Source organism: Cohnella algarum (assembly GCF_016937515.1).
Classification (GTDB): Bacteria; Bacillota; Bacilli; order Paenibacillales; family Paenibacillaceae; genus Cohnella; species Cohnella algarum.
Map to the genome: position 1 here is coordinate 3,081,908 of NZ_JAFHKM010000002.1, position 26,282 is coordinate 3,108,189.

16 protein-coding genes and 1 pseudogene are annotated in these 26,282 nt (G+C 47.9%); 12 read left to right on the forward strand and 5 right to left on the reverse strand.

Going from position 1 to position 26,282, the window contains the following annotated elements; genetic code table 11:
• Positions 1–1,105 precede the first annotated feature (1,105 nt).
• From JW799_RS13940 to JW799_RS13950, 4 genes are read left to right on the forward strand one after another with little or no spacing between them, the layout of a single operon-like run.
• Complete coding sequence (locus tag JW799_RS13940) at positions 1,106–2,965, forward strand: recombinase family protein (RefSeq protein ID WP_240353276.1); 1,860 nt, start codon at positions 1,106–1,108, stop codon at positions 2,963–2,965.
• Positions 2,892–3,428 (forward strand): DUF6431 domain-containing protein, encoded by a 537-nt coding sequence (locus JW799_RS28670; RefSeq protein ID WP_080832319.1) that lies wholly within the window; start codon positions 2,892–2,894, stop codon positions 3,426–3,428. Before JW799_RS13940 ends, JW799_RS28670 begins: the two co-directional genes overlap by 74 nt.
• Before the next feature lie 37 nt (positions 3,429–3,465).
• Positions 3,466–4,818 (forward strand): DDE-type integrase/transposase/recombinase, encoded by a 1,353-nt coding sequence (locus tag JW799_RS13945; protein ID WP_080832320.1) that lies wholly within the window; start codon positions 3,466–3,468, stop codon positions 4,816–4,818.
• A complete protein-coding gene (locus JW799_RS13950) occupies positions 4,811–5,611 on the forward strand; it encodes an ExeA family protein (protein WP_080832321.1) in 801 nt (266 codons plus the stop codon). Before JW799_RS13945 ends, JW799_RS13950 begins: the two co-directional genes overlap by 8 nt.
• Positions 5,612–5,916: 305 nt before the next feature.
• On the opposite strand, the gene JW799_RS13955 is transcribed toward JW799_RS13950, so the two are convergent.
• The 3 genes and pseudogenes from JW799_RS13955 to JW799_RS13965 all read right to left on the reverse strand — a co-directional run.
• Positions 5,917–6,315 (reverse strand): retropepsin-like aspartic protease, encoded by a 399-nt coding sequence (locus JW799_RS13955; protein ID WP_080834995.1) that lies wholly within the window; start codon positions 6,313–6,315, stop codon positions 5,917–5,919.
• A 1-nt stretch (position 6,316) separates the two neighbouring features.
• Positions 6,317–6,559 carry a hypothetical protein gene (locus JW799_RS13960; protein ID WP_080834992.1) on the reverse strand — a complete coding sequence of 81 codons (243 nt, stop codon included), beginning with the start codon at positions 6,557–6,559 and terminating at the stop codon, positions 6,317–6,319.
• A gap of 350 nt (positions 6,560–6,909) precedes the next feature.
• Positions 6,910–7,336 (reverse strand): annotated as a pseudogene (locus JW799_RS13965) (transposase); the annotation flags it as partial.
• Between the two features lie 200 nt (positions 7,337–7,536).
• On the opposite strand from JW799_RS13965, the gene JW799_RS13970 reads away from it, so the two are divergent.
• From JW799_RS13970 to JW799_RS14000, 7 genes are all read left to right on the forward strand, one after another.
• Complete coding sequence (locus tag JW799_RS13970; RefSeq protein WP_205430342.1) at positions 7,537–7,926, forward strand: DUF6508 domain-containing protein; 390 nt, start codon at positions 7,537–7,539, stop codon at positions 7,924–7,926.
• A gap of 307 nt (positions 7,927–8,233) precedes the next feature.
• Positions 8,234–9,184: a helix-turn-helix transcriptional regulator gene (locus JW799_RS13975; RefSeq protein ID WP_205430345.1), complete on the forward strand. Its 951-nt coding sequence runs from the start codon at positions 8,234–8,236 to the stop codon at positions 9,182–9,184.
• A 203-nt stretch (positions 9,185–9,387) separates the two neighbouring features.
• Positions 9,388–12,285: a PD-(D/E)XK nuclease family protein gene (locus tag JW799_RS13980; RefSeq protein WP_205430347.1), complete on the forward strand. Its 2,898-nt coding sequence runs from the start codon at positions 9,388–9,390 to the stop codon at positions 12,283–12,285.
• On the forward strand, positions 12,278–15,577 hold the full coding sequence (locus tag JW799_RS13985) for a UvrD-helicase domain-containing protein (protein WP_205430349.1): 3,300 nt from the start codon (positions 12,278–12,280) through the stop codon (positions 15,575–15,577). The genes JW799_RS13980 and JW799_RS13985 overlap by 8 nt, the downstream gene beginning before the upstream one ends.
• A 105-nt stretch (positions 15,578–15,682) precedes the next feature.
• Positions 15,683–18,937: a helicase-related protein gene (locus tag JW799_RS13990; RefSeq protein ID WP_205430351.1), complete on the forward strand. Its 3,255-nt coding sequence runs from the start codon at positions 15,683–15,685 to the stop codon at positions 18,935–18,937.
• A complete protein-coding gene (locus tag JW799_RS13995) occupies positions 18,934–19,590 on the forward strand; it encodes a DUF4391 domain-containing protein (protein ID WP_240353277.1) in 657 nt (218 codons plus the stop codon). The genes JW799_RS13990 and JW799_RS13995 overlap by 4 nt, the downstream gene beginning before the upstream one ends.
• A 23-nt stretch (positions 19,591–19,613) precedes the next feature.
• A complete protein-coding gene (locus tag JW799_RS14000) occupies positions 19,614–21,497 on the forward strand; it encodes a site-specific DNA-methyltransferase (protein WP_205430353.1) in 1,884 nt (627 codons plus the stop codon).
• Here JW799_RS14000 and JW799_RS14005 read toward each other — a convergent pair.
• Positions 21,466–22,635 (reverse strand): IS3 family transposase, encoded by a 1,170-nt coding sequence (locus JW799_RS14005; RefSeq protein ID WP_338026357.1) that lies wholly within the window; start codon positions 22,633–22,635, stop codon positions 21,466–21,468. The genes JW799_RS14000 and JW799_RS14005 overlap by 32 nt on opposite strands.
• Positions 22,527–23,030 (reverse strand): transposase, encoded by a 504-nt coding sequence (locus JW799_RS29635; protein WP_139787343.1) that lies wholly within the window; start codon positions 23,028–23,030, stop codon positions 22,527–22,529. The genes JW799_RS14005 and JW799_RS29635 overlap by 109 nt, the downstream gene beginning before the upstream one ends.
• A gap of 152 nt (positions 23,031–23,182) precedes the next feature.
• On the opposite strand from JW799_RS29635, the gene JW799_RS14010 reads away from it, so the two are divergent.
• Complete coding sequence (locus JW799_RS14010) at positions 23,183–26,236, forward strand: type III restriction-modification system endonuclease (RefSeq protein ID WP_205430355.1); 3,054 nt, start codon at positions 23,183–23,185, stop codon at positions 26,234–26,236.
• The last annotated feature ends 46 nt before the right edge of the window (positions 26,237–26,282 follow it).

Here is a 26,282-nt window from a genome sequence, read left to right on the forward strand (position 1 = left end):
AGTGGAGGTGATGCTTATGCAATTTTCGTTGACAGAAGTGATCATGCTAGGCATGTTTGTGCTGGCTCTGCTCACATATCTGAAAAAACGAAAATAACCCGCCCAGGTTAGCGCCAAGGGAACGGGTTATTTTCTCTAACTTCTTTGGAGGTTTCCCACCCAAATGTTGTGCAGGGAGTCGGATGGCCGTCCGGCTCCTTTTTCTATCCTAATCATAACACGACTATTTCATTCACGCAATTTACCTTTCGCCGTAATCCATCCATTTCCCATCGATATTGAACTCCTCTCCCCTTAATGTCGAAAGCAACAACCATCCTTCGTAAAACTGACGATGCTCCCCGACTTCAATCCTTACTGCCTTGTTCCAACAAATAATTTATTGTCAGAGAGTCCGATTTTGCATGAAAAATGAAATGAATAGTAGAGGGAAAAGTTTCGTTGCCCTCCTTGAACCTTGAAAATTTCATACGTTCTAATCCGGTACATTCCCCGCACACCTATATATAGGTAAGCCAATTTGCAGGTGCGCCATGACCACTTTGCCTGTTCTCTTTCCAGTATACGCTGGTGGAGATGATGGCGGAGAGCGAGCGATTTCTCCTTGCAATTGTAAATGGTGGTTCCATTTATGGCGATGACACATGCGGAGGGATAATGATACTTCCGTCCAGCCACAGCTCATCGCAATGGGGGCGGCTTCCAGTGATCCTGGGAGAGGTGAGAAGCCTATGAGAGCGGCGATACCACCGTTCATCGGATTGGATATTTAAGCGAGAAACCAAAACAGAGGCGGAGTGCAGAGATGTGCATGATGCTGTAGCACATCTCTGCTTTTCGCTGTTTCATGAAACGTAGGTGAACCGTATGGGAGGTTAGTTTATGCAGCATAAGGTAATCCGATATAGCATGCAAATCGCGATGCTGAGACAATTGTTAGCTTTGTCGCTGATAAACGAGCATGAGTTTCATGTATTAAAAAACAAAACCATGAGAGACTATGACATCCAATCTGACCTTACCTCTTGATTCGTACCTTTGTTAATCAAACGAAAATTTATTACGCTGTAAGCGTCATAAATGCGAATCAAAGGAGGAACTCGTCATGTCTATTGCAGTTGAAGTCATTAAGGCAAACCGAAAACTGTCAGATCGCACTGGAGGAAAATCGGAATTTCTTCGCGTTGCTCCGTATGCCAGAGTGAGTACAGACACCGAAGAACAGTTAAGCAGCTATAAATCGCAAGTCTCATATTATACGGAAATGATTAATCAACGCAGTGATTGGGTGTTGGTGGACATCTATGCGGATGAAGCCATTACGGGAACACAGGTAAAAAAGCGCGATGACTTTCAACGGTTAATTTCCGATTGTTTAAATGGAAAGATTGATATGGTCATAACCAAATCCATATCGAGATTCGCAAGAAATACAGTAGATACGTTAAGGTATGTTCGGATGCTTAAAGAAAAAAATGTTGCCGTTTTTTTTGAAAAAGAAAATATCAATACCCTTACAATGGACGGTGAATTGTTACTCACCATTTTGAGTTCTGTCGCGCAGCAAGAAGTTGAAAATATCTCATCGAACGTCAAAAGAGGACTAAAGATGAAGATGAGCCGCGGCGAACTGGTAGGCTTTCAAAGCTGTCTTGGATATGACTACGACCCTGTTACGAAGCGGATAACGATTAACGAAGATGAGGCTGAAATTGTACGTTACATTTTTGATCGTTATATTTCGGGCATTGGCGCGTATATGATTGCGAAAGAATTGACTGAACTGGAACGCAAAACAAAGCGCGGAAATATCGAATGGTGTGATACAAGCGTTTTAGGTATCATTAAGAATGAGAAGTATAAGGGCGACGTTCTTCAAGGAAAGACCTTTACGCTCGACCCTATTACTAAACGAAGACTTGATAACCGTGGAGAAGAAGATCAGTATTATATAAAAAATCATCACGAGCCGATTGTCACCGAGGAAGTTTTTGGAAAGGCTCAAGACATACTTCATCGCCGTGGGGAAATTCGCAGCAAGCTGGAAGCAGGCGGGAAACGGGAAAAATACAGCAGAAAGTTTGCTTTCAGCAGCATGCTGGAATGTGCTTTCTGCGGCGGTCATTTTTCGCGGCGGAGCTGGAATAGCGGGACAACGCATGAAAAGACGATATGGCAATGTTCAACCAACACGAAGAAGGGAAAGAAATATTGTCCTCATAGCAAAGGGATTGAAGAAAAGATTGTTGAAGGTGCTTTTATTGAGACGTACAATTTAGTTTGTGACAACCATAAAGATGTGTTGGACGAGCTTTTAGTAAGAGCGGAATCTGTCCTGATCGAGCAGAACAGCCAAAAACAGTTGACTAAAATTATCAACGAAATTCAGGCTCTTGAGAATAAGCGTTGCAATTTGATCGACTTGCATCTGGATGACAAGATAGATCGTCCAACATATGAGCGTAAGTATGCAGAACTTGAATCGCTCTTGAACGAACTGCTTGACGAAAGAGCGAAATTAGAGGAAGCTGCACAAGATGAAGTCGATGTTGAGAAAAGGATAACCCATTTTCGCCAAGTGCTTCGGTCGAATACGGTTCTGCCTACGTTTGATCGAAGCGTACTTGAAAGTGTTGTCGATAAAATCCTGGTTGGAGAAAATTGTGATGATGGCAGCACTAATCCGTACAAACTAACGTTTATATACAAAATGTTGCCGCCGAAAGATAACGTCCAATTGCTGGCGGGATTGCCTGTCCGAGAGTTGCTGAATATAATGACCGTATCACAGAAAAGGAAAAGGATGCCTCCCATGTATGTGGGCCTGCGGGAACAGGCTCACGGGATGCATCCCCCAAACAACATGGTCATTGTATCAAAGTATGAGCTGGATGAGAAGTCACCCGGCGTTTTTTGTTCGATGTGCAGAATTGGTTCCCTCTCCCTGCTGTGGAGAAGCGCTTAGTGTCATTGGCAGTCGGAAGCGGAAGCTCACCAGCGAGGACGGAGATCGCCGCTTGCTCGTCATTCGCCGGCTGCGTTGTACACAATGCCGGAAGATCCACCATGAGCTCCCGGATTGTGTGGTGCCGTACAAACGGTACGAATCGGCATGCGTGGAACAAGTCGTATCGGAACATGCGGCTCCATCTACGGTAGCGGCAGATGACGCGACTTTGCTTCGCTGGAAGAACTGGTTTCGCGAACAGACCACATACCTGCTCGGAGCTCTAAGATCTATCGCCATTCGCTTTCATCAGGACCCTGCGAAGAAGCCGTCCGTCTCTACGCAGACTGCACATCACCCTTTCGGACACTACGTCGGGGACGCCCCCGGCTGGCTGGCGCGAATTGTCCGCCCGGTCGCAAATTCAAATTTGTGGTTACATACCCGTTCTGCATTCTTGTCCGGCAAGATGCTGCGGTAGACTCATCTGGAAGTCTACCAAGCGAGGTGCAGAACAGATGAAAGATCAGAAGAAAGCAGAGGCCGTCGCGTCGGAACGCATGCAGCTCCTGTCGCCGCTGCTGGCGGAAGGGCTGGACACCGCCAAAGCCAGCCAGATCAAGCGACAGATATGTGAGCAAACTGGACTCTCCGAGCGGACGCTGCGCCGGTATCTGGCCAAGTATCGCCAAGACGGCTTCGGCGGCCTGAAGCCACGAGGCAAGGGACGCCAGCCGTCAGAGGAGATCATTCCACCAGAAATTGTGGAGCAGGCCATTTTGCTGCGCCGGGAGGTGCCCGGCCGAAGCGTTGCCCAGCTCATTCAGATCCTGGAATGGGAAGGCCGTATAAAACCCGGGCAGATCAAGCGCAGCACGCTGCAGGAAAGATTAGCAGAGCGCGGTTACAGCACGCGCCATATGCGCATGTACGCCGAATCGGGCGTCGCCGCACGGCGGTTCCAAAAGCGCCATCGTAATCGCTTGTGGCACTCGGATATCAAGTATGGCCCGTACTTGCCCATCGGCCCCGGAGGTACCATGAAGCAGGTATTTCTGGTGACGTTTATCGACGACGCGACGCGGTTTGTGCTTCATGGCGAATTCTACCCGGTCATGGACAAGACCATCGTGGAGCACTGCTTCCGCCAAGCCATTCAGAAGTTCGGCGCTCCCGAGGCGGTCTATTTCGACAACGGCAAGCAGTACCGGACCAAATGGATGACGAGGGCATGCTCCAAGCTCGGGATCCGGCTGCTATTCGCGAGGCCCTACTCGCCGGAGGCGACCGGCAAGGTCGAACGGTTTAATCGCGTGGTGGATGCGTTCCTGAGCGAGTCCGCGCTTGAGAAACCGAAAACGCTCGAGCGGCTCAACGAACTGTTTGCCGTATGGCTGTCGGAGTGCTATCAGAACAAGCCGCATTCGGCGCTGGAGAACAAGCGTAGTCCGGAAACGGCGTACCGTAGCGACAAGCAAGCGCTTCGGTTCGTGGATCCGGACGAGCTCGCGAATGCATTCCTGCACTGCGAGACACGCAAGGTCGACAAATCCGGCTGCATCAGCTTCATGGACCGGAAGTACGAGGTCGGCCTGCCGTTCATCGGCTGCACGGTGGATGTGGTGTTCGACCCTGCGGACATCACCGAGCTTACGATCGAGTACGAAGGCCATATACCTTGGCGCGTGCGGGAACTCATCATCGGCGAACGCGCAGGCAAGCGGCCGCAGCTTCCGGAGCATATCGGTCCGCTGCCGGCAGATGCGTCAAGGCTGCTCGCGGCAGCGGAGGATCGCAGCAGGAGTCGCAAAGCGGAGCAGGCGCCGGCCGTGGCTTATCGCCGGATGACCAAGGAGGACGGTCATGTTTGAGTCCTTCTACGGCCTTACCCGCTCACCATTCTCCCGGGACATCTCGACCAGCGAGTTGTACGAATCGGTCACGCTCGAGGAAACGCTCGGGCGTCTGGAGTACGCTGCCCAGCGGCAGTGGTTTGCGGTTGTTACCGGCGATTGCGGCACGGGGAAGACGACGACGATTCGGCGGTTCACCGAAGTGCTGGATCCGGCAAAGTACAAGGTGCTCTACCTATCGGACTCTAAGCTGACGCCGCGGCATTTTTACAAGGGGTTGCTCGAACAACTCGGCTGCGAATCGAAGTTCTACCGCGGCGATGCCAAGCGCCAGCTGCACCGCGAGATTGAGCTTATGCGCGGTATTCATCGATTGCAGCCGGTTGTCGTCGTCGACGAGGCCCATCTGCTGGATCGCGAAATGCTGGAGGAAGTGCGTTTCCTGCTCAATTTCAAGATGGATGCACAGAGCCCTATGGCGCTCATCCTGGTCGGTCAAAGCGAGCTGTGGGATCGCCTGAATATGCAAGCGTATGCGGCGATCCGCCAGCGGATCGACCTGCAGTGCAAGCTGCCGCACTATGATCGTGCCCAGACCGGCGATTACATTAGGCGTCACATGACGTTCGCTGGCGCGGAGCATGACATCTTTACCGACAGCGCGATCGACGACATCTACCGATTCTCGAGCGGCGCCGCAAGGCTGATCAACAAAGTATGTACACATGCACTCATCTACGGCTCACAGAACAAACATCGGATCATTGACGATCATATGGTCAAGCGTGTCATCCAGGGAGAATTATCGTGATTCTCCCTTTTCCTTAAACATCAGGGGACAGATTGACCATCACCAGCAGGACAACTTACACCGTCAACTGGCGGGCATTATGCGTTGGCAGTAACAACAAAACAGGCTTTAAGAGCAGTGTCCAAGCCAAGATGAAGAGCCAGAATCAAAAAAAGACTTCATTAAATGAGGGGAGTGATCCATGTTCCTATTCCCAGCACAACACATATCGAGACGGTTAGTTCCTTGATTTATAAAGGTTTTTAGCAGGTGTATGGGATAATAGGGGACGAAATGGGGACGCGAGGTAAATTCGCGTCCCCATTTTAATGCTGTTTGATGTTTGCCGGATACATGTGCATCCGATGGAGGTCGATGATCATATTGCCGCTTCTCAGAATATCCAAACCTATCAGTCCGTTAATGCTGCTTATATCGTCATGGAAGACGCCAAAGTCTAACGAGATATCACGTAGGATTAAATCGCCGATCTGGATTTGATTAACCTGCTTTCGGAACGAATACTCATCGCCACCAATTCCGAAGCTTCGCACCAATCTGTCTCCGTTTTCAAATTTGATGCCAACATCTGATACGATATCAGATGAAAGAAGGGAGTGTGCCGCTCCAGTATCAATCACTAAGTTATCTATTGTTAGTGAATGGTCTTTGTAGCAAAGTGTCATGGAAGCTTGAAGTAAGTTATCGATTAATTCTATCTGCATCTTATCGACCCCTGTATAGAGGATTTCTTCTAAGCTCTATAGCTATTTTCTCTTGACCCGTATGGTAGACAATGTTGTTATCTCTGCATTTTAACAGTTCCTTGGTTGCTTCATCTGGATCTTGAATTGCTTTGATCAGAGCCACTTCGTCAACGTATTGCATGCTATCCTTTGTATGAGAATTTAGGATTTCGAGAAGCACATATTGATCGGGGTAAATATTACGAACCTCTTGCCATTGCATAGGATAGCACCTCGCTTTTGGGGATTTTCTCTTTATTATACCATAATCCTAATAGTTAATGACTCGGGAGAGGAGTATGGTTCATCTTATTATTGCTTAGCAGACAAAATGGACTCGAACTTATCAGCAGCGGCTTTATCAGCTGAACGGAGGGCGAATTCATAGGTGTTCATTGTTACTTGAATATTCCCGTGGCCAAGTCGTTCTGAAATAATTTTCGTGATGTGATCGCCCGATCGGCGATGTCCACGTGTGGAGGACACCGCCCAAGCGAAGGCGCTGGAGTCATGGTTATCCACTTGTGGATTTGAGAAGGACGCTCGGTTATACACCTCTGCCGGCGTATGATTTTACAGCGACTGATGCGGCAAATAGTCATTCTGCAAGCCGATATATCGCTCCACGCCGCGTCGTACTTCCCGCGGACTGTTGTACTCGTTGCGGCCCTTGCCGTCCATGCTGATCCGAACCTCGTTTTCCTTCAGCAGATCGATATACTGCGGGCTGGTAAAATGACTGCCCTGATCGAGTTGCCAGTCCACGATGTACCGGGAATACCAGTCCATAACGGCATACAGATACATCCAGCCGTGTTTCATGCGTATGTACGTGATGTCAACCGACCACACGTGATCCGGATGATCGATGCAGAGCTTGCGCAGCCATGATCCCCATCTCTCGCATCCTGTAGCCCATGAACGCGTGCTCCGTGTACAACTCGTCAATCCGGTGCTTGAGGCGTATTTCCTCCGGAGATGGAGGAACCGGCTTATAGTAGGGGCCCAAGTAAGGGTCTTGGCTTACAATCCTGAGCATCCCGAGGAAACTTATCGGGATCTCATGATAGTGATACGCCAAATTATATCCTAAGGAAGTGTTTGCCGATGGAAGGAATTCTGTGTCTATTCGGGAATTTAGACTAAAGAACTATTTGGATGAGTTTGTCAAAATCGAGTTTTCTCTGAAAGGAGCTATTCATGACTAAATATGACCGACTCTTCGAGTTCATCCCCTTTTTAGAAACCGCTTCGGCTGATGAGATTGTTCGTTGGGGCGGTGGTGATCGAAGTTCCGACGGTATTATTACCTTGCCATACCCTATATACGACGAGCGAGTGGTAGCTTTTATTAATACGGTCTATGAATGTGACCTTCTCAACCGTGATTATTTTCAAACGATAAAATCATATGGAATATGTACGGCGAAAGAATTAGATAACGCCATAAATGACGCCGATAGTAGGGTGGTTATTGCTCTATTAACCTACTATGTTCGGCAGGAACGATTTTGTGATGGATTATGGGGAAAAGCCATTGAGGAAAAGATATTTCTGCGATTAATTAAACGACTCTTTGAACTAAGCTAGGCAAGAATTGTGATTGGAGTGAGGTTTTTTTAGAGGACCAATTTATTTTCCAAGTATTGGGTAATTTAAGTTCTGCTCTTTCTTGCCTTGGATACTTATTGGGTGGGGTGTAGATCATCTGAAACGATGGACAGCCCTATCAACTGCCAAAGCACTGTGGAAACAGGCGATTTCTGAAACAAATTGAGTTAGAGTAAAAATCCAAGCATTCAGGCAATTCCGTCTGTTTCTCTTCATAGATTCCTCTATCCATGATACGATAATCAAAAATGGATGTTACCTATTATGGGAAATAGAGGGGATCGCCATGATTGACAAAGTCATTCGCATTTTTAATATCATTAACGCCATTCAGGCAAACCCTGGAATCTCGGCCAAAGATCTTGCTTTCAAGTGTGATGTGAACATCCGGACGATTTACAGAGATATGGAAATTCTCGAACTGATTGCTCCGGTTTCCAGAGAGGGCAGGGGAACCGGATATCGGTTTATGGGTAAGTTCTTCCTATATCCGCTTAACTTTACCGAACAGGAAGCTCTTGTGTTTTCTTTGCTCCCTTCCATGCTGGACAAGGACAAGCTGCCACCTGGTTTCGATACAGCATATGATAAGGTAATGGGAACTCATCGAAAGGAGAAATCGCGTCAAAATAATCTAATTGAGGATATTGTCGGAGTCATTCAGATGGGTACACCTGCGTACCGTAAAGAAAATCCCAATTTTCTGCAGCCAATCATTCAAGCCATCTTGGAGCATAAAACAATCGACGTCGTCTACCATACTCAATACCGCAATGAAACGACGCAGCGCAAAGTCGATCCGTATTATCTCGTCCCGCGCGATCAACGGTTTTATTTGATCGGTTATTGTCATTTAAAGCAGGATATTCGAACTTTTCGGATCAGCCGTTTCCAGCAGGTGGAGCTTACCGGGCGGCAGTTCGACAGAGGCGATTTTAATATCAAAAAATACTTGAAGAACACGTGGTCCATTGACCGTGGGGAAAAGAACGTCACTTTCAAAGTTCGTTTCCATGCAGAAGTTGCCCGTTACATTAAGGAAGAAGAACTGTTCGTACAACCGCGCATGAAGGATCAGAAGGACGGAAGCCTTATTTTCGAAGTCACCGTCAATAATGAAAAAGAGTTTTTAAGATGGATCCTGCAGTATGGTTCGTCGGCGGAAATTCTAGAACCCAGAACCGTCCGGGAATCGTTAAAAGAGCAGTTGTCGCAGTGGATCATGATGTATCAATAAAAGTAACCCAAAGAGAGCCTCGCCTCGCTTCGCTATGAAGCGAGGTATTTTGTTTTCTAGAACGTATATTCGCTGACATCCTGCTGTCTTTACGAGGTTTTAAAATAAAGTTGAGACCCGCATTCATTTCCGGTTAGTGGAAGGGAAGAGGGTGTGTTTTGGAGAATTTAGGTATATTGGATTATTCGTAAGGGGGCTTTAACATGGATCTGGTCGATCGGTTGTATCAGAAAATCAACGAGGCTCCATTGTCTCCGAAAGTGTTGCTGGCCATATCCTATGCACAAGGACACCAACTGCTCGAGCAGATATGCAAGCGTTATGGAGCTATTGTTAACGTAGAAGTGCAGACTCTTCGTGGAATCGTGACCGCGAATACAAGGTCAGAGCTGTTTCGTAGAAAAATCAGTCTGCTTGATGAGGGGCAGGCCATTTGGGTTGTCCGTCAGTTGATGAAGCAGTTGGCCATAGAGAATCCGATGAGCTATATAAGCGAGTCCATGTTGAAGCCCGGTATCGTGAATCAAGTGAATCGTGTTATATCCGATATGCGGTTGGCCGGTCTCCGTTCGGATGAAGTGAAGGCGGAATGTTTCACAAATTTGCATAAAGGCGAATATTTGAAACGATTGTTAGCATCCTATGAGACGTATCTGAGGGAAAATGGAAGGACAGATGTTGCCGGACTGGTTGACTACTTGAAACCAGGAGGGGACGAATCCGTCTATCTGGCGTTTGCTCCAACAGGGTGGACGTTGGTGGAACGGAACATGATCCACAGACTGACGGGGGATCGTCTTTGTTTCCTGAATTCGGATGCTCCATTTTATATAAACGAAGACTTCTCAACCAATAGATTTACGATGTTCCGGGCGACAGGAAGTTTAGCGGAGGTCAGAGAGGGTTTTCGAAGAATACTTTCGGACCATGCGGCTCTTGATCGAATGGAAATCATTTTGTCCGATTATGAGCATTATGCACCCATTATTCACTCGCATGCCGAAGCGCTGGGCATCGAATATACGCTCTCGAACGGGCTGCCGCTTGCATTTTGTGATGCTGGGAAAGCGGCTGCAGGCATACTTGAGTGGATTGCAGAAGGCTTCCCGGTAAAGAGGCTTACGGAAATGCTGCGACATGGCTATATTTCGTTCTCAGATAAGCGCTGGTCTCGCACCGATTGGGTTCGCTTACTGGAGAGGTCCGGTATTGGTTGGGGAAGGGAACGGTATCTTGCTATTCTTCGTCCAGAACGACTGAGTGAGGAGGAGCGGGAGCAAGGAAATGCTTTATTGACTTACGTGAAGGATTGGTTTGATCGGCTGCCCGAAGGCCATGAATGGAGTCCACTTATCTTGTTAGAGTGGGTGACGGATTTCGTTCAGAAGCATGTGCCGGCAGGGTCACTAGATGATGCAAACGTAGGAGTATCGTTGAAGGAGATGACGAAGCGTTACTCAGCAAGTCCATCTGAACCCATGCCGATGGATTTGGCTGTCCAGTACGTGAAAGAGATGTTAGCGGGGATTCGTATTCGCGCCACCGCAACGCCGAAACCGGGTGCGATTCACATCAGCTCTTTAGAAAACGGCGGGTGGAGCGGGAGAGAGCGGACTTGGATCTTGGGTATGGATGAGAGAACTTGGAGTATATCTGCAGCACAAGACCCTTTTCTCTTGGACCAAGAACGTTTCACGCTGTCTAAGCACTTGGAGTCAGCCAAGGAACGTGCGAAGAATGCCAGAAGCGAACGTGAATCCCGACTGTCGCAAATTCGGGGCGAGATATGGTTAAGCTATCCTTCTTATGATATAGGGGAGCAGAAGAGCAACAGCCCTGCTTTTGAAATGCTTCAAGTGCTGCGGCTGCAGTCTGGAGATTTGTTATTAGATTATGGAGCATTGGAGCATTCACTGGGTGAACCTTACGGGGTTATGGATATCATGCATGCAGCAGAGTTAGCTGCTCCGTTTGACGGAATCGATGCGTGGGCTCGACTGCTCCGGGAACCAAACGGCAAATCCAAGGATGGATGGCAGGTTATGATGGAAACGTACCCTGCTCTAGGCGCGGGTTATCAAGCTCTAACTTTCCGATTAGGTGAGAGGATATCAGCCTATGACGGTTGGCTGGAGATCGACGGTTCTCCAAGTTTTCATGGCTTAGATGACGTTCAACGCAGCGATACCATAAGTGTAAGTCAGCTAGAAAAGTATGCGAGCTGCGGGCTGCAATACTATTTCTACTATGTCTTGAAGCTTCGTCCGAAGGAGGTCTCGGAATTCGATCGGACCCGCTGGCTGCAAGCAAGCGAAAGAGGATCCTTGCTGCATGACGTTTTTAGAAGGTATTTAGAAGCCGTTACGGACAAGGGGACGAAACCGGCCATGCATGACAAAGGCCGATTGCGCGAAATTGTGGATGCCGTGATCCGAGAGAATGCCCTACTTATCCCTGCCCCTAATCAGCATGTGTTTGCCAAGGAATGTGAAGAAATCCGGCGTGATGGGGAAATCTTCTATCTCCATGAAGTCGGCAGAACGGAGCAGCCATGCTTCTTCGAATTAGAGCTCGCGACGCAGGATGGAGAGTCCATGGAGATTCAGCTGCCCGGCGGCATTCACTTTAAACTGAAAGGCTTCGTCGACCGGGTCGATCGAATAGGACATCACGAGTACCGAATTGTGGATTATAAAACGGGCAGCACTAGCAAGTACAAGGCTGCAGAATATTTCAGCGGCGGAACACAGCTGCAGCATGCAATCTATTCCATTGCCGTAGAGCAGTGGCTCCGCGAAACAGGGGTGGATCCTGAAGCCAAAGTGACGGAGGCGGAATATTATTTTCCAACCGAACGTGGACGCGGCGAGAAGGTAACACGGCTACAGAACCGGAGAGAAGACCTTGCTTCTGTTGTTGCCAAGCTGTTGGATTCGCGGAATCGAGGGGTCTACATTCCGGCTAAGGATTCGATGGTCTGCAGGTGGTGTGATTATCAAGCCGTATGTGGATCTCATGCGGAGCGGATGGCGGGCAAACGTGAATCGTCTGCAAATGCTGATATTCTTAGTTCGCTGCTGGAGGTGGAGGGACATGACTGAATCGTACCGCCTTACTGCACCTGCAGACCAAGCTGACCGTGATCGGATCCTAACGGATTTAGATACGACTTTGCTTGTGGAGGCAGGGGCGGGATCGGGTAAAACGACCAGCCTGGTAGGCAGACTTCTTGCATTGATCGAGTCCGGTGTCAACATCGGCCAAATTGCCGCCATTACGTTCACTAACAAAGCGGCAGACGAGATGAAGGAACGCTTCCGGCTGGCGCTGGAGAAAGCCTATCGAAGATCATCAGAGGGTTCTATCGTTCGTGAGCGGCTGTCCGAGGCGCTGGGGAATCTTGATCTGATCTTCATCGGAACCATCCATTCGTTCTGTGGATCGTTATTGCGCGAGCGTCCCATCGAGGCAGGGCTGGACCCTTCTTTTGAAGAAATGGACGAAGAAGGCGATAAGCAATTCCGCGCGAGTTGTTGGGATGATTACATGGCTGAGCTGGATGGAGAAGCGCGATTACAATTCGAAGAGTTAGTTTCACTGCGGGTGGATGTGAACACCCTTCGGGACGTATTTGACCGCGTGTCTTTGTTTGCGGATGTTGAACTGCCATGCGAGGAGCGGGAGCGGCCCAACTTTGATCGAATTCGGGATACGCTGCTTCCTTTGCTCGATGCTGCAGCGCCCTATATTCCGACGGTAGAGCCTGAGAAAGGCTGGGATACGGTTCAGAAGCTTGTCAGGCAGACGCGTCAGAAGCTGCGCTACATCGACTTGTCGGATGATACGCGAATGCTTGAGATCGCAAAGGAGTTTGACCGCAAGCTCGACGTGACGCTGAATCGATGGACATCCAAAGAACATGCCGGCGAGATGAAGAAGCTCTTTCCCGATTGGCAGATGAGCGTCCTTTTTCCATTTCTTCAGGAATGGCGAGAATATATGTATCCGAAGCTGATCCGCTTCGTGCGGCCTGTACTTGATTATTACAAGACACGCCGGTATGCCGCGGGAAAACTGAATTTCCAGGACTTGCTCATGGAAGCTGCCAGGCTTGTACGTGAAAATAGTGAAGTAAGAGCGTATTTCGCCGAACGATACCAGAGGCTGCTTGTCGATGAATTTCAGGATACGGATCCGATTCAAGCGGAGCTGGTGTTTCTGCTCACAGGGAACGCTGAGGGTGGGGGGTTCGAGAAAAACTGGCGGCGGCTTACACCACGGCCGGGTTCCTTGTTCGTGGTCGGGGATCCGAAACAGTCCATCTATCGTTTCCGCAGGGCAGATATTTCAATCTATAACGAGGTCAAGGCGCGCATTCAGGAGTGCGGTGCGGTTTGTTGTCTAACAGCTAATTTCCGTTCTGTATATTCCATCGGCGATTACATAAATGGTCAGTTTGTCGGCAAATTTCCGTCTTCGGAAACGGAGGTCCAGGCTGCGTTCGTGAAGATGGAGACCCGAGCAGACGATCCCAAAGGCGCTCGTAAACCGCCACATGGGATATACGTGCTTAATTATCCCAAAGTGCCGGGAGGCAAAGCTGCCGTTGCGCAAACAGATGCCGAGCAGATTGCAAGATATATATCGTGGGCATGTCATAATGGCAATTTGCAGATTGTAGATCGTGATGGAGGAAACCGAAATGCGGTTCCGAGTGATTTTCTAATTCTGACGAAAACGAGGGAGTTCATCCACCTGTATGCGGAACAACTCGACTTGTTCGGAGTTCCGGCTGATACTTCAGGCAGTACGACGGTCTATGAGGAACTGCTGGCCTTATACCAACTGGCTCGTTATTTAGAGGATTCCGCTGATAAACCGGCTTTGCTCGCGGTTATGCGCGGCATGTTGTTTGGCCTGAGCGATCGGCAGCTGTGGGCTTATAAGCAGGAAGGTTTATCGTTCTCGTTATTTGACTTGCCGTCGTTGGAGGCTTGTTCTGATGAAGTCAAGGCAGTTGTTACGGTGCTGGGAAAGCTTCAGCAATATAAGGGGTGGGTTCGCACGTTAAGCGCGGCGACCGCGTTCAGCCGAATCGTGGATGATCTCGGTATTCTGCCCTACGTGTCGACGCTGCCGGCCGGCTCTGTTCGCGCGGGGACGCTGGTGAGAATGCTGCAGCTGTTGCATGGAGATCCTGCGGCGAGTTCAAGCTGGTCGGAATTGTGCCGATTGATCGAGCACATGCTCGCGGATCGAGGGATGGAGACATCGAGCCTGTACGCCGGCGGCAACCAAGCTGTCCGGATTATGAATCTGCATAAAGCCAAGGGACTTGAAGCACCCGTCGTGTTCTTGGCCTGTCCCTGCGGGGAGTCGGATCATGATGCGACGCAGTATATCGATCGTTCCGCAGATCCGGCTGCAGGTTACTTTACGATAAGTAAATCAATCGGAGAGTTCAAAACGGAAGTGATCGCTCAACCCTTAGGATGGGGTGAGATGAACGAACGAGAGCGTGCTTTCTCAAATGCAGAGAAAGATCGGTTACTTTATGTCGCGGCTACACGCCCGAAGCAAATGCTCGTTATAAGCTTGTATCCCGATCAACCGGCGAAGTGCCCTTGGACACCGCTCGTAGATGGGATGGATCTCGCACGCGAACTTGATGTGCCGGCGATGAAGCCAGAGAAGAAGACGGAGTTGACCGAGGGGCCGGATTTGCAAAAGGTCGCGGAAGCTCGAAGGATGAGGCTGAATGCGATTCGTGAGCCTACTTACGCCGTCTTGTCCGTTACCGGCCGGACGAAAGCAGCCGGCGATAGGCCGGAGTGGTCCGCGGAGGGCAAAGGTATGGCATTCGGGAGCGTCGTTCACCGTACCCTAGAGCTGCTTGGTAAGGGGTTACCGGAGTTGGAGATTGAGGATACGATACGCTTCTTAGCGGATGAGGAAGGCATGGCTGAGGATTTCATAAGCGAAGCCGCTCGAGTTGTACGAAGTGTAATCGCCAGCGAACTCTGGCAGCGCAGCCTGCGCGCTCGCCGCCGCTTATTCGAGGTGCCGCTGATGTTTCGAAAGAATGCCGATGAATTCAGCGTACCTAGCGATGTTGGGAGTACAGCCTCAGAGGTTGCGGCCACATCGGAAGGCACAGGTTCAATTCAGTATGCCTATGTTCGTGGAGTCATTGATTTCCTCTTCGAGGAAGAGGATGGCTGGGTGATTGTTGATTTCAAGACAGACAGCGCAACAGAAGAGAAGTTACAGTCATTCCTTGATTTCTACCGGCCGCAGGTTCAGGCTTATGCGTCGGAGTGGGGAGCGACTTTTGGTTATAAGGTGAAAGAAGCGGGGTTGTATTTTGTTCAGTTGGGAAAATGGCTTTCGTGATGAAGTAACGTAGTATTTGGGTATTTAGAACTAGTTTAACAGGAATCTTAGGAAGTGGTGTCGAATATGAATATTACTTAGTCTCGGTAAAACTAGAGGTGGAGAATGGAAATTCTGAATAACATCGACCGTCTACTCGGCGATGACCTTAAAAAATCGATCCGAAAAGGTTCGCGGCTGTCGATCGCAGCATCCTGCTTTTCGATCTACGCCTATGAAGCATTAATGAAAGAGCTGAATCAGGTGGAAGAAGTGCGGTTTATCTTCACTTCGCCTACCTTTATTGCGGATAGCATCAAGAAAGAGAAGCGGGAGTTCTACATCCCGAAGTTGACCCGTGAGAAAAGCCTGTACGGTTCCGAGTTTGAAATCCGGCTCAAAAATGAAATGAACCTCAAAGCGATTGCGAAAGAATGCAGCGACTGGATTCGGAAGAAAGTCACCTTCAAGTCGAATCGGACTTCAGGTGCAATGCAAGGGATGTTGAATTTGCAGACATCCGATGAAGCCATCACATACATGCCAGTCGATGGCTTTACGACGGTCGATCTTGGATACGAGAAAGGCAACGCTTTATCCAAGATGGTGAACAAATTCAATGAGGTTCCTTTTACCAAAATGTATTTTGATTTGTTCAATCAAGTCTGGAACGACAAGAACAAACTCGAAGATGTGACCAATCAGGTGGCCGAGCACATTTCATCCGTTTATAAAGAGAACTCGCCGGAGTTCATCTACTACGTTATTCTCTACAATATCTTCAACGAGTTCTTGTCAGATATTACGGAAGACATACTGCCGAACGAAGCAACTGGCTTCAAAGAAACGGAAATCTGGAAGCGGCTCTATCACTTTCAGAAAGATGCGGTGCTCGGTGCGATTAACAAGCTTGAGAAATACAATGGCTGCATCCTTGCAGACAGCGTCGGCCTTGGGAAAACATTCACCGCTCTTGGCATTATCAAGTATTACGAGCTTCGCAACAAGTCTGTCTTGTTGCTATGTCCGAAAAAGCTTGGTGATAACTGGCTCACATACAAACAGAACGTGACCAACAACATCTTGTACGCCGACCGTCTGCGATACGATGTACTCTACCATACGGACATTTCTCGTGAGAGAGGAAAGTCCAATGACATTCCACTCGACAGATTGAACTGGGGCAACTATGATTTGCTCGTCATCGACGAATCGCATAACTTCCGCAATAACGAAGCGAAGAAAGATAAAGAGACACGATATCAGAAGCTGATGCGGAAAGTGCTAAAGAGCGGCGTCAAGACGAAGGTACTGATGCTGTCGGCAACTCCGGTGAATAACAAGTTCATGGATCTCCGTAATCAGCTTGCTCTTGCGTATGAGGGAAATCCTGAAGAGATCAACAACAAGTTGGGCACGGAACGGGGCATCAACGACATCTTCAAACGGGCTCAGTCTGCCTTCAATCAGTGGTCAAAGCTAGATGCCGCTGAACGGACAACAGAGACGCTGCTAGGTATGCTTGACTTTGATTTCTTTGAGCTGTTGGATAGTTTGACCATCGCTCGCTCCCGCAAGCACATTCAGAAGTATTACAAAGCTGAGGAGATCGGCGAATTTCCTAAGCGATTGCCGCCATTATCCAAGTTCTGCAATCTGACAGACAGGACGGATGTCATCGGCTATAATGATATTTTTATGGAGTTGTCCAGAATCAACCTCGGCATTTATGCTCCGTTCAAGTACATTCAACCGAGTCGCTTGCGACTGTATGAAGAAATGTATGATACGAGTGTAAAAGGCGGAAGCGGGAGCTTCAAACAATTGGACCGGGAAGGCAGCTTGCAGCTCCTGATGCGGATCAATTTGCTTAAACGGTTGGAGAGCTCCGTAGAATCCTTCCGGTTGACGCTGTCCAAGATTATTTCCAAGCTCGGTCAGACATTGGAGAGAATTGAGGCTTATCAGCGAAGCGGAAAATCAGATGCGGTTGGATACACGGAGATTGAAGATGCCAGTCTCGATGATGACGATTGGTTAGATGATGACTTTACCATCGGGGATACCATCAAGATCAATCTATCCGATATGGACGTGCTTCGATGGAAAGAAGACTTGATGAGTGATCACCAAATTCTATCTGCTCTTCACGAAGAGATGCAGAAAGTAACGCCCGAGCGAGACGAAAAGCTGAATGCCTTGAAACAAGTCATCGATGATAAAATCAGACAGCCAATCAATCCGGGCAATCGTAAAGTGATCATCTTTAGTGCATTCACGGATACCGCGGCGTATTTGTACAACCATCTATCTGCATACATGAAGTCGAAATACAACATCGATACTGCCAAAATTGTTGGCAGCGATGAGAACAAAAACACCGCCGGACTTCGGAACGACATCAGTACATTGCTCACCTGCTTCTCGCCGCGATCTAAGGAGAAGAAGTTGACGATGCCGGATGTGGATGGCGAGATCGATCTGCTCATTGCGTCCGATTGCATCTCCGAGGGGCAAAACTTGCAGGATTGCGATTTTCTCATCAATTATGATATTCACTGGAATCCGGTACGAATCATCCAGCGGTTTGGACGAGTTGATCGGATCGGCTCCCAAAACAAATCCATTCAGCTCGTGAACTTCTGGCCCAACATGACGCTGGACGAATACATTCAATTGAAAGAACGGGTCGAGAATCGCATGGTTATCATGGATATGACGGCAACTGGCGACGACAATGTTCTGTTTAATCAGTCCAGCGATTTAGAATACCGGAAGCAGCAGCTTAATCGCTTGCAGAAAGAAGTCGTCGATCTGGACGAAATGAACACCGGAGTATCCATAACGGATTTAGGTCTTAATGATTTCCGCATGGATTTGGTGAACTACGTCAAAGAGAATGGCGAACTGGATACCGTTCCTAGCGGACTGCATGCTGTTGTTTCTGCTGATGAAGATAATGGAGTACAGCCAGGCGTCATATTCGTTCTTCGCAATGTAAATGAAGAACTGAACCCGGACAAGCAGAATCGCTTGCATCCTTTCTACCTGGTCTACCTGAGTGACGATGGTGAAGTCATCACCAATCATATGGATGTCAAGAAGACACTCGATGTTTTGCGTGCCCTGTGCAGAGGACAATCTGAACCTGTCCTGGAGGCATGTCGCAGCTTCAATCAAGCGACGAAAGACGGCAGGAAGATGGATGCTTACTCCATGCTGTTGGAGGAAGCGATCCGCTCTATTGTACAGGTGAAGGAAGAAGGCGATCTGGATAGCTTGTTCAGTTCGGGAGGCACAACGGCTTTAATCGATTCCGTCAAAGGTCTTGAGGATTTTGAACTCATTACCTTTGTTGTCATCCGGCAGGTGAGTGCATGATGTTCAAGCTACCATCAAGCACACTTGTAAATCGCAAAATACCGAAAAATAAGTTTTATGAGAAGCTTCACGCCAATCAACATCTAAAGGAACTGTTTACCGAGCAAGTCGAGTCGATTATTTGGAAGCACAAACTATCCAAAGAGACGATTCGCCTCGAACCGAAAGATGACATTGAGGAAGTTCAGGTGTTTGAGGTTCACTTGAAAGAGCGAACCTATTCACTTGATCTGCTACGTAGCATCGACAAGGCGATTCCTTACCCCATACTGCACGTCATTATATACGAAGATCAGGCAAAGCTCGCAATCGCCTACAAGGAGCGGAATCAGACCGATGATAACCGCTCCGTTGTACGTTCTTATCACGAATCGGAATGGCAGCCTGTAGAAGAATTGAAGCTGGACATCATTCAAGGACTTGATTTAAAGGCCGTATACGAGAACATCATCCGTCAACTGTTGTCGATTAACTCGAAGCCGGAAATGGAGCTTACAGCCGTACTGGAGCGGCAAGCAAGCATAGACAAGCTGACGCAAGAATGCCAGCGGCTGGAGTCGAAGATTCGCGGAGAAAAGCAGTTCAATCGCAAGGTCGAATTGAACATGGAATTGCAACGTAAACGTAAACAATTGAATCAACTACTTGACTAAGTAACTGGAGGTCTAACCAAAACATGAACCATCTGACGATGAAATCAACTGATCTGACTCAGGTCAATATCGACAAGATAGCGGAATTGTTTCCTAACGTAATTACAGAAGCAAGAGATGAACAAGGAAAGATTAAACGTGCGATTGATTTTGATTTGTTGAAGCAAGAGCTTTCCGATTACCTTGTTGAAGGGGAAAAAGAGCGGTATCAATTGACTTGGCCCGGGAAAAAAGAAGCTATCCTTCAAGCCAATGCTACAATTGATAAAACACTACGACCAGTCAAAGAAAACAGCGTAAACTGGGAGTATACGCAGAATCTTTACATTGAGGGTGACAACCTTGAAGTTCTGAAATTACTTCAAGAATCTTACTTGAATAAAATCAAATTGATTTATATTGATCCACCATATAATACAGGAAAAGATTTTATTTATAGGGATGACTTTAAATCATCATTAGATGAATATGCAGAAGAATCTGGCCAGGTAGATGATCATGGAAATCGTCTTTATCAAAATACAGAAGCTAATGGTCGATTTCACAGCGACTGGCTAACTATGATGTATTCTCGATTGAGAACTGCAAAGAATTTATTAAGAGAAGATGGATTGATCTTTATTAGCATTGATGATAATGAGGTAGATAACCTTAAGAAAATATGTGACGATTGTTTTAGTCGCACTAACTTTATTGGAACATTTGCTTGGAGACGAAGTATTTCGTCCAATGATGCACAAAAACATTTTAGTAATGACCACGAGTATATATTGGTTTATGGCAAATCTTCAAGTTCACAACTACTTGGATTAGCAAAAAGTGATGCAGATTATACAAACCCAGATAATGATCATAGAGGTCCTTGGAAAAAAAGTGTCTTAGTTTGTAGTAAAACAAAAGACGAAAGGCCGAATCTTTATTATCCAATAACTGATCCAGCTACCGGAATTACTTACGAATGTAATCCCAATCTTGTATGGGCTTATGAAAAGAATACAATGAAAAGACTAATTGAAGAAGGGAGAATTATCTTCCCTAAGAACGGACAAGGGAAACCTGCTCTAAAATTATTTTGGAATGATCTGAGATCACATCGAAAGCCGGTTTCATCATTTATTGATAAGCAAGAGGGATTCGAGTTCCAATTAAATTCAGCGGGAACAAAAGAAATAAATAATATATTTGAAGGCAAAGTGTTCACGTATCCAAAGCCTTCAGAAAACATCAAACAATTAATAAACGTGGCCACAGAAAACGATGATATTATCCTAGACTTTTTCTCCGGCTCTGCCTCAACAGCACACGCTGTTATGCAATTGAATGCTGAAGACGGGGGTAAGAGAAGGTTTGTTATGGTGCAAGTACCGGAAGCTACAGAGGAAAGTTCAGAAGCCTATAGAGCAGGATTCACAACGATTTGTGAAATTGGCAAAGAACGCATCCGCCGTGCTGCCAAAAAGATCAAAGAAGAAACAGGAGCAGACATCGATTACGGCTTCCGTGTGTACCGAGTAGACTCAAGCAACATGAAAGATGTCTATTACACGCCGGACAAGCTAGGCCAGATGAATCTGGATGATGTGGCGTCGAACATCAAAGAAGACCGTACTGGCGAGGACTTACTCATCCAAGTGATGCTGGAGTGCGGACTGGAGCTCTCATTGCCAATGGAATCCAGAGTAATTGATGGGAAAACCGTACATTACGTTGCTGGCAACTCTTTGATTGCTTGCTTTGATGATGAGGTAACAGAGTCGGTTATCAAGAAGATCGCAGAGGATCAACCACTTCGCGTTGTATTCCGTGACAGCTCTTTCCGGGATGATTCCGGTATTTGTCAAGATAGTTGTCGCGATTTCTTAGGGAAAGTAAACGTTAAGATAGCGATTTTTTTGCAGCTTGAATAAGCGTCACTTTTTCAGGATTCAGCCAGACTTCATCTTTCAGGCTCCAGTCGCGAATGGTGCCAGACCAGCGATTAGGGTTTCTGGCTTTTGCGGCCAAATAAATCTCCTTGCGTTTCTCAAACACTTGGTGTGCTAATCCTTCATGCCGCTGGTTAGGTGTAATAAAATTCAGTCCGCTGTGTCGATGTTGTTCGTTGTACCAGCGAACAAATCGCATGACCCATTCACGCGCCTCTGACAAGGCCTTAAAGCCTTCCGTTGGATAGCCAGGACGGTACTTGCATGTGCGGAAAATCGATTCTGCGTAAGGGTTGTCGTTGCTGACGCGTGGTCGGCTTCGAGAGGGGGTAATGCCCAAACTGTACAGGGTCTCCAGCAACGTGGCCCCCTTCATCGGGCTTCCGTTATCCGAGTGAAGCACAAGCGGCTGCCGACGAATCACGCATTGCTCTCGCACGACCGTACGACGGATCAATTGACTGGCATGCTCGGCAGACTCTTCTTCCCAAATCTCCCAGCCTACAATTTTACGGCTGTACAAATCCAGGATGAGATACAGGTAGAAGAACAACCCCTTCACGGGCCCTGGCAACCAAGTGATATCCCACATCCATACTTCATTCGGGCCGCTCGCAGCGTGGCTGGTGATGGGTTTAGGCGTGCGTTTCTTGCTGCGCCCGCGATGGTGCTGCTGATTGTATTTATGCATCACCCGGTAAAAGCTGGACTCGGAGGCGATGTAGGTTCCTTCATCGGCCAGCGCCGGCACAATCTGGCTTGGCGGCAGGCTCCTGTATGGCGGCTGCTGAAGAACCTCCAGCACCTGCTGCTCTTCTGCATCGCTTAGCTTGTTAGCGGGTGTCGGCCGTTTGGCGTGAGGGCGTCCGTCTACGGTGCCGCCTTGCTTGCGCCAGCGCTGGAGCGTCCGCTGAGTCAGTCCGAGCTCTCGGCAAGCAGCCGCTTCTCTTGCACCGGCGGCAACGGCTTCTTGAATCAGTGTAAGGGCATGCTCGCGATCTGAGGCACTGATCATTCGTCCTCTTGGTCCCCCCAGATCGCTTGGGCCTTTTTTCGCAACACCAACAAGGCGGCGGCTTCGGCGAGCGCTGCTTCTTTGCGCTTTAGCTCTCGATTTAATGCCTTGTTCTCTTGCTCTTTCTCGCGGAGTTCCTTCTGAAGCCTGTTCGCTTGCGAGGCCATTCCGCCATTAGCTTGCATACACGCATCGCGCCATGCTTCCACCTGCTCAACAAACAGCCCTTTTGTCCGACAATACTCCGCCAGCTCGATTTCGCTCAAACTTGCGGTTTCGACAACGACAGCGAACTTCTCCTGCGTACTCCAACGTTCGGGCTGTACGTCATCGGCAGGCGTCATACCTTGTGCTTTTGCCGCCTTCTTCCACTTAAATAAAGTCGTCTCCGATAGACCGATTTCCTTAGCAAGCCGACTGACCGGCTCGTTGTACGGGGGCATCATACGTTGTACAATGCTTTGCTTGAATTCTTTGGTTACGGGATTCACGTTCTCCACCTCGTCCTCGTTTCTCCTCACTATATATTCAATTTGGGGGTACGACAACTATTCTGACAGAGGGGGATTCTGCCCGCATCAATGTTGAAGAACTGTTCAAGCTACTCTCCCCAAGCACTGAAATTCAAGTGCTGTAAGGAAGGTGAGCAGCGATGAAGATTAAATTCAAACACCAGCAGTTCCAATTGGATGCAGTAAAGAGCATTGTTGACGTATTTCAAGGACAACCCAACGAATCCTCACGTTTTACGCTTGATAAAGGTCGGAGACAAAAGAGTGTGGAAATCGGCGACCTTTTTCAACAAACAAGCGGCATTGATTCGGAATATGGGTTCAAGAACAATCCCATCAAGCTAGTCGATCAGGAAGTTCTGAGCAATATTCAAGCGATGCAACGTCAGAATGGATTGAAACTATCGGAGCGGCTTGAGGGCAAATACAATTTGACGGTTGAAATGGAAACTGGTACGGGTAAAACCTATACCTATATTCGGACGATGTTCGAGTTGTACAAAAAGTACGGTTGGAGCAAATTCATTATCGTTGTTCCTTCGATCGCGATTCGTGAAGGTGTACTGAAGACATTTCAGATTACCGAAGACCACTTCATGGCGGAGTATGGATCGAAGGCACGTTACTTCGTTTATAATTCCAAGCAGCTGCATCATATCGAGAAGTTCGCCAGTGACGCTGGCATTAACGTGATGATTATTAACGCTCAGGCGTTTAATGCCAAGGGAAAGGATGCAAGAAGAATAACGATGGAGCTGGATGACTTTCAATCTCGACGACCGATTGATGTAATCGCTAGCACCAATCCTATACTCATCATCGACGAGCCGCAATCGGTTGAAGGTCAGAAGACGAAAGAGGCATTGAAGGATTTTAAGGCGTTATTCACGCTGCGATATTCGGCAACTCACCGAGAAGACTACAACAAGGTCTATCGCCTCGATGCTTTGGATGCCTACAACATGAAACTGGTCAAGAAGATTAGCGTCAAAGGCATCTCAGTCAAAGGATCAAGCGGAACGAACAGTTATGTGTACCTCGAAGGAATCGATGTCAGCAATAAGCATGCCCCAATAGCCCGGCTTGAGTATGAAAAGCGAACCAAAACCGGATTAACCAAAGTATCCAAGAAGATTGTCGCTGGCGATGACCTCTATCAATTGTCTGAGAACTTGGAGCAGTATAAAGGTTACAAGGTATCCGAAATCAACGGTCAGAATAACAGTATCAGCTTTATAAATGGTGTTACGCTGTTCGCCGGAGACGTGCAAGGAGATGTGAGCGAGCTTCATTTCCGGCGAATCCAGATTCGAGAGACGCTGAAATCTCACTTTGAAAAGGAGCGGGTGCTGTTTCATAAAGGGATCAAAGTGCTCTCGCTCTTCTTTATCGACGAAGTTTCCAAATATCGACAATACGATAAGGAAGGCAACGAACGGAACGGCGATTATGCGGATATCTTTGAGGAAGAGTACATGGAACTCCTGAACGAACAACTGTCATTGTTCGCGGATGACCCGTATGTTCAATATTTGAATATGATTCGCGTAAAGGATACGCATAAAGGTTATTTCTCCATCGACAAAAAGAGCAATCGGTTCGTTGATTCCAAAGTGTCTGCCAGAGAAACCGACTCCGATGATGCGGATGCATACGACCTGATTATGCGACAGAAGGAGCAACTTCTCAGCTTTGAGGAACCAACGCGTTTTATTTTCTCCCACTCGGCGTTGAAGGAAGGCTGGGACAACCCGAACGTATTCCAGATTTGCACGCTCAAGCACAGTGATTCCACGATCAAGAAGCGGCAGGAAGTTGGGCGTGGATTGCGGCTCTGCGTGAACAAATATGGCGAACGGATCGACTCCAGTATTCCGGGTATTGACGTTCACGAGATCAATGCACTAACCGTTGTCGCAAGTGAATCCTATGAGCAATTTGCCAAGCAACTTCAGGGCGAGATTGCCGCGACATTGTCGGATCGCCCACGCAAGGCAGATAATAGCTTCTTCTTGGAAAAAGTCCTTGTGAATGCCCGCGGCGAACAATTGAAGATCGATGAGAGACTCGCAAACAAGCTGCAAAACGCGTTCATTCGTAACGGCTATACCGACGATGACTATAATCTGACGGATGTTTATTTTGCAGCGGTTGAAGAACAAACCATTAAACTGCCCGACGAGTTGAATGCATATCAAGAGCAGCTCATTGAACTGGTTAAAACGATCTACGTTGAAGGCAAGTCGGACATGACGAATGATGACAGGAAGAATACAGTTCCGAATATCACGGTGAACAGCAACTTCCATAAAAAAGAATTCAAGGAGTTGTGGAGCCGGATCAATAAAAGATCGGTTTACACAGTTCAGTTCGACTCGGAAGAATTAGTGCGGAAGAGCATCATGGTGATTGATATGAGCTTGGACGTGCCTTCCATTCGGTATTCCATCAAGCATGGAGAAATGAATGAGATCGAATCCCGTGAACAACTGAAGCAGGGAGAAGCATTCGTTATTCGAGAGACGGACGCGGATTACATTCACCAAGCTGCGGCATCGAAGATCAAATACGACTTGATCGGCAAACTGATGGATGAAACGAAGCTCACCAGAAAAACGATTGTGGCCATCATGAAAGGCATCAAGCAAGCGAAGTTCATGCTGTTCCAGAAGAATCCCGAGGAGTTTATACTTCGGGCGTCCAGACTGATCAATGAGCAGAAGGCGACGACGATCATTGAATCCATTACGTATGATGTGATCAATGATACGTTCGATACCGATGTGTTTACGAAGAACACGCTGAAAGGCCAGCTGGGACAAAACGCGATAGCGGTTGAGAAGCACATCTATGACTATGTCGTGACGGATTCCAAGATCGAGCGGGCTTTCGCAAAAGAGCTGGATACGAGCAACGAAGTACACATTTATGCCAAGCTGCCGCGAGGCTTCTACATCCCGACGCCTGTCGGCGATTACAACCCGGACTGGGCGATTGTATTCAAAGAAGGCGACGTGAAGCACATATACTTTATTGCTGAAACTAAAGGTTCTCTGGACTCCATGGAGCTGCGTGAAGTTGAGAAGGCTAAGATTGAATGTGCACGAAGGCATTTTGCTAAGCTGAATTCGGATCAACTGAAGTACGATGTGGTTAACAGCTATGAGAAGTTGATGGAGATAGTGCGAGGATAACACAAGTGGACAGCAGTTAAAGGGAGATGTTTTCATTGCAAACAGT

Bases quoted from the DNA above. Each gene is read 5' to 3' on its own strand.
- JW799_RS13940 (WP_240353276.1), top strand. From the start codon at position 1,106: ATGTCTATTGCAGTTGAAGTCATTAAGGCAAACCGAAAACTGTCAGAT.
- JW799_RS28670 (WP_080832319.1), top strand. From the start codon at position 2,892: ATGAGAAGTCACCCGGCGTTTTTTGTTCGATGTGCAGAATTGGTTCCC.
- JW799_RS13945 (WP_080832320.1), top strand. From the start codon at position 3,466: ATGAAAGATCAGAAGAAAGCAGAGGCCGTCGCGTCGGAACGCATGCAG.
- JW799_RS13950 (WP_080832321.1), top strand. From the start codon at position 4,811: ATGTTTGAGTCCTTCTACGGCCTTACCCGCTCACCATTCTCCCGGGAC.
- JW799_RS13955 (WP_080834995.1), bottom strand. From the start codon at position 6,315: ATGCAGATAGAATTAATCGATAACTTACTTCAAGCTTCCATGACACTT.
- JW799_RS13960 (WP_080834992.1), bottom strand. From the start codon at position 6,559: ATGCAATGGCAAGAGGTTCGTAATATTTACCCCGATCAATATGTGCTT.
- JW799_RS13970 (WP_205430342.1), top strand. From the start codon at position 7,537: ATGACTAAATATGACCGACTCTTCGAGTTCATCCCCTTTTTAGAAACC.
- JW799_RS13975 (WP_205430345.1), top strand. From the start codon at position 8,234: ATGATTGACAAAGTCATTCGCATTTTTAATATCATTAACGCCATTCAG.
- JW799_RS13980 (WP_205430347.1), top strand. From the start codon at position 9,388: ATGGATCTGGTCGATCGGTTGTATCAGAAAATCAACGAGGCTCCATTG.
- JW799_RS13985 (WP_205430349.1), top strand. From the start codon at position 12,278: ATGACTGAATCGTACCGCCTTACTGCACCTGCAGACCAAGCTGACCGT.
- JW799_RS13990 (WP_205430351.1), top strand. From the start codon at position 15,683: ATGGAAATTCTGAATAACATCGACCGTCTACTCGGCGATGACCTTAAA.
- JW799_RS13995 (WP_240353277.1), top strand. From the start codon at position 18,934: ATGATGTTCAAGCTACCATCAAGCACACTTGTAAATCGCAAAATACCG.
- JW799_RS14000 (WP_205430353.1), top strand. From the start codon at position 19,614: ATGAACCATCTGACGATGAAATCAACTGATCTGACTCAGGTCAATATC.
- JW799_RS14010 (WP_205430355.1), top strand. From the start codon at position 23,183: ATGAAGATTAAATTCAAACACCAGCAGTTCCAATTGGATGCAGTAAAG.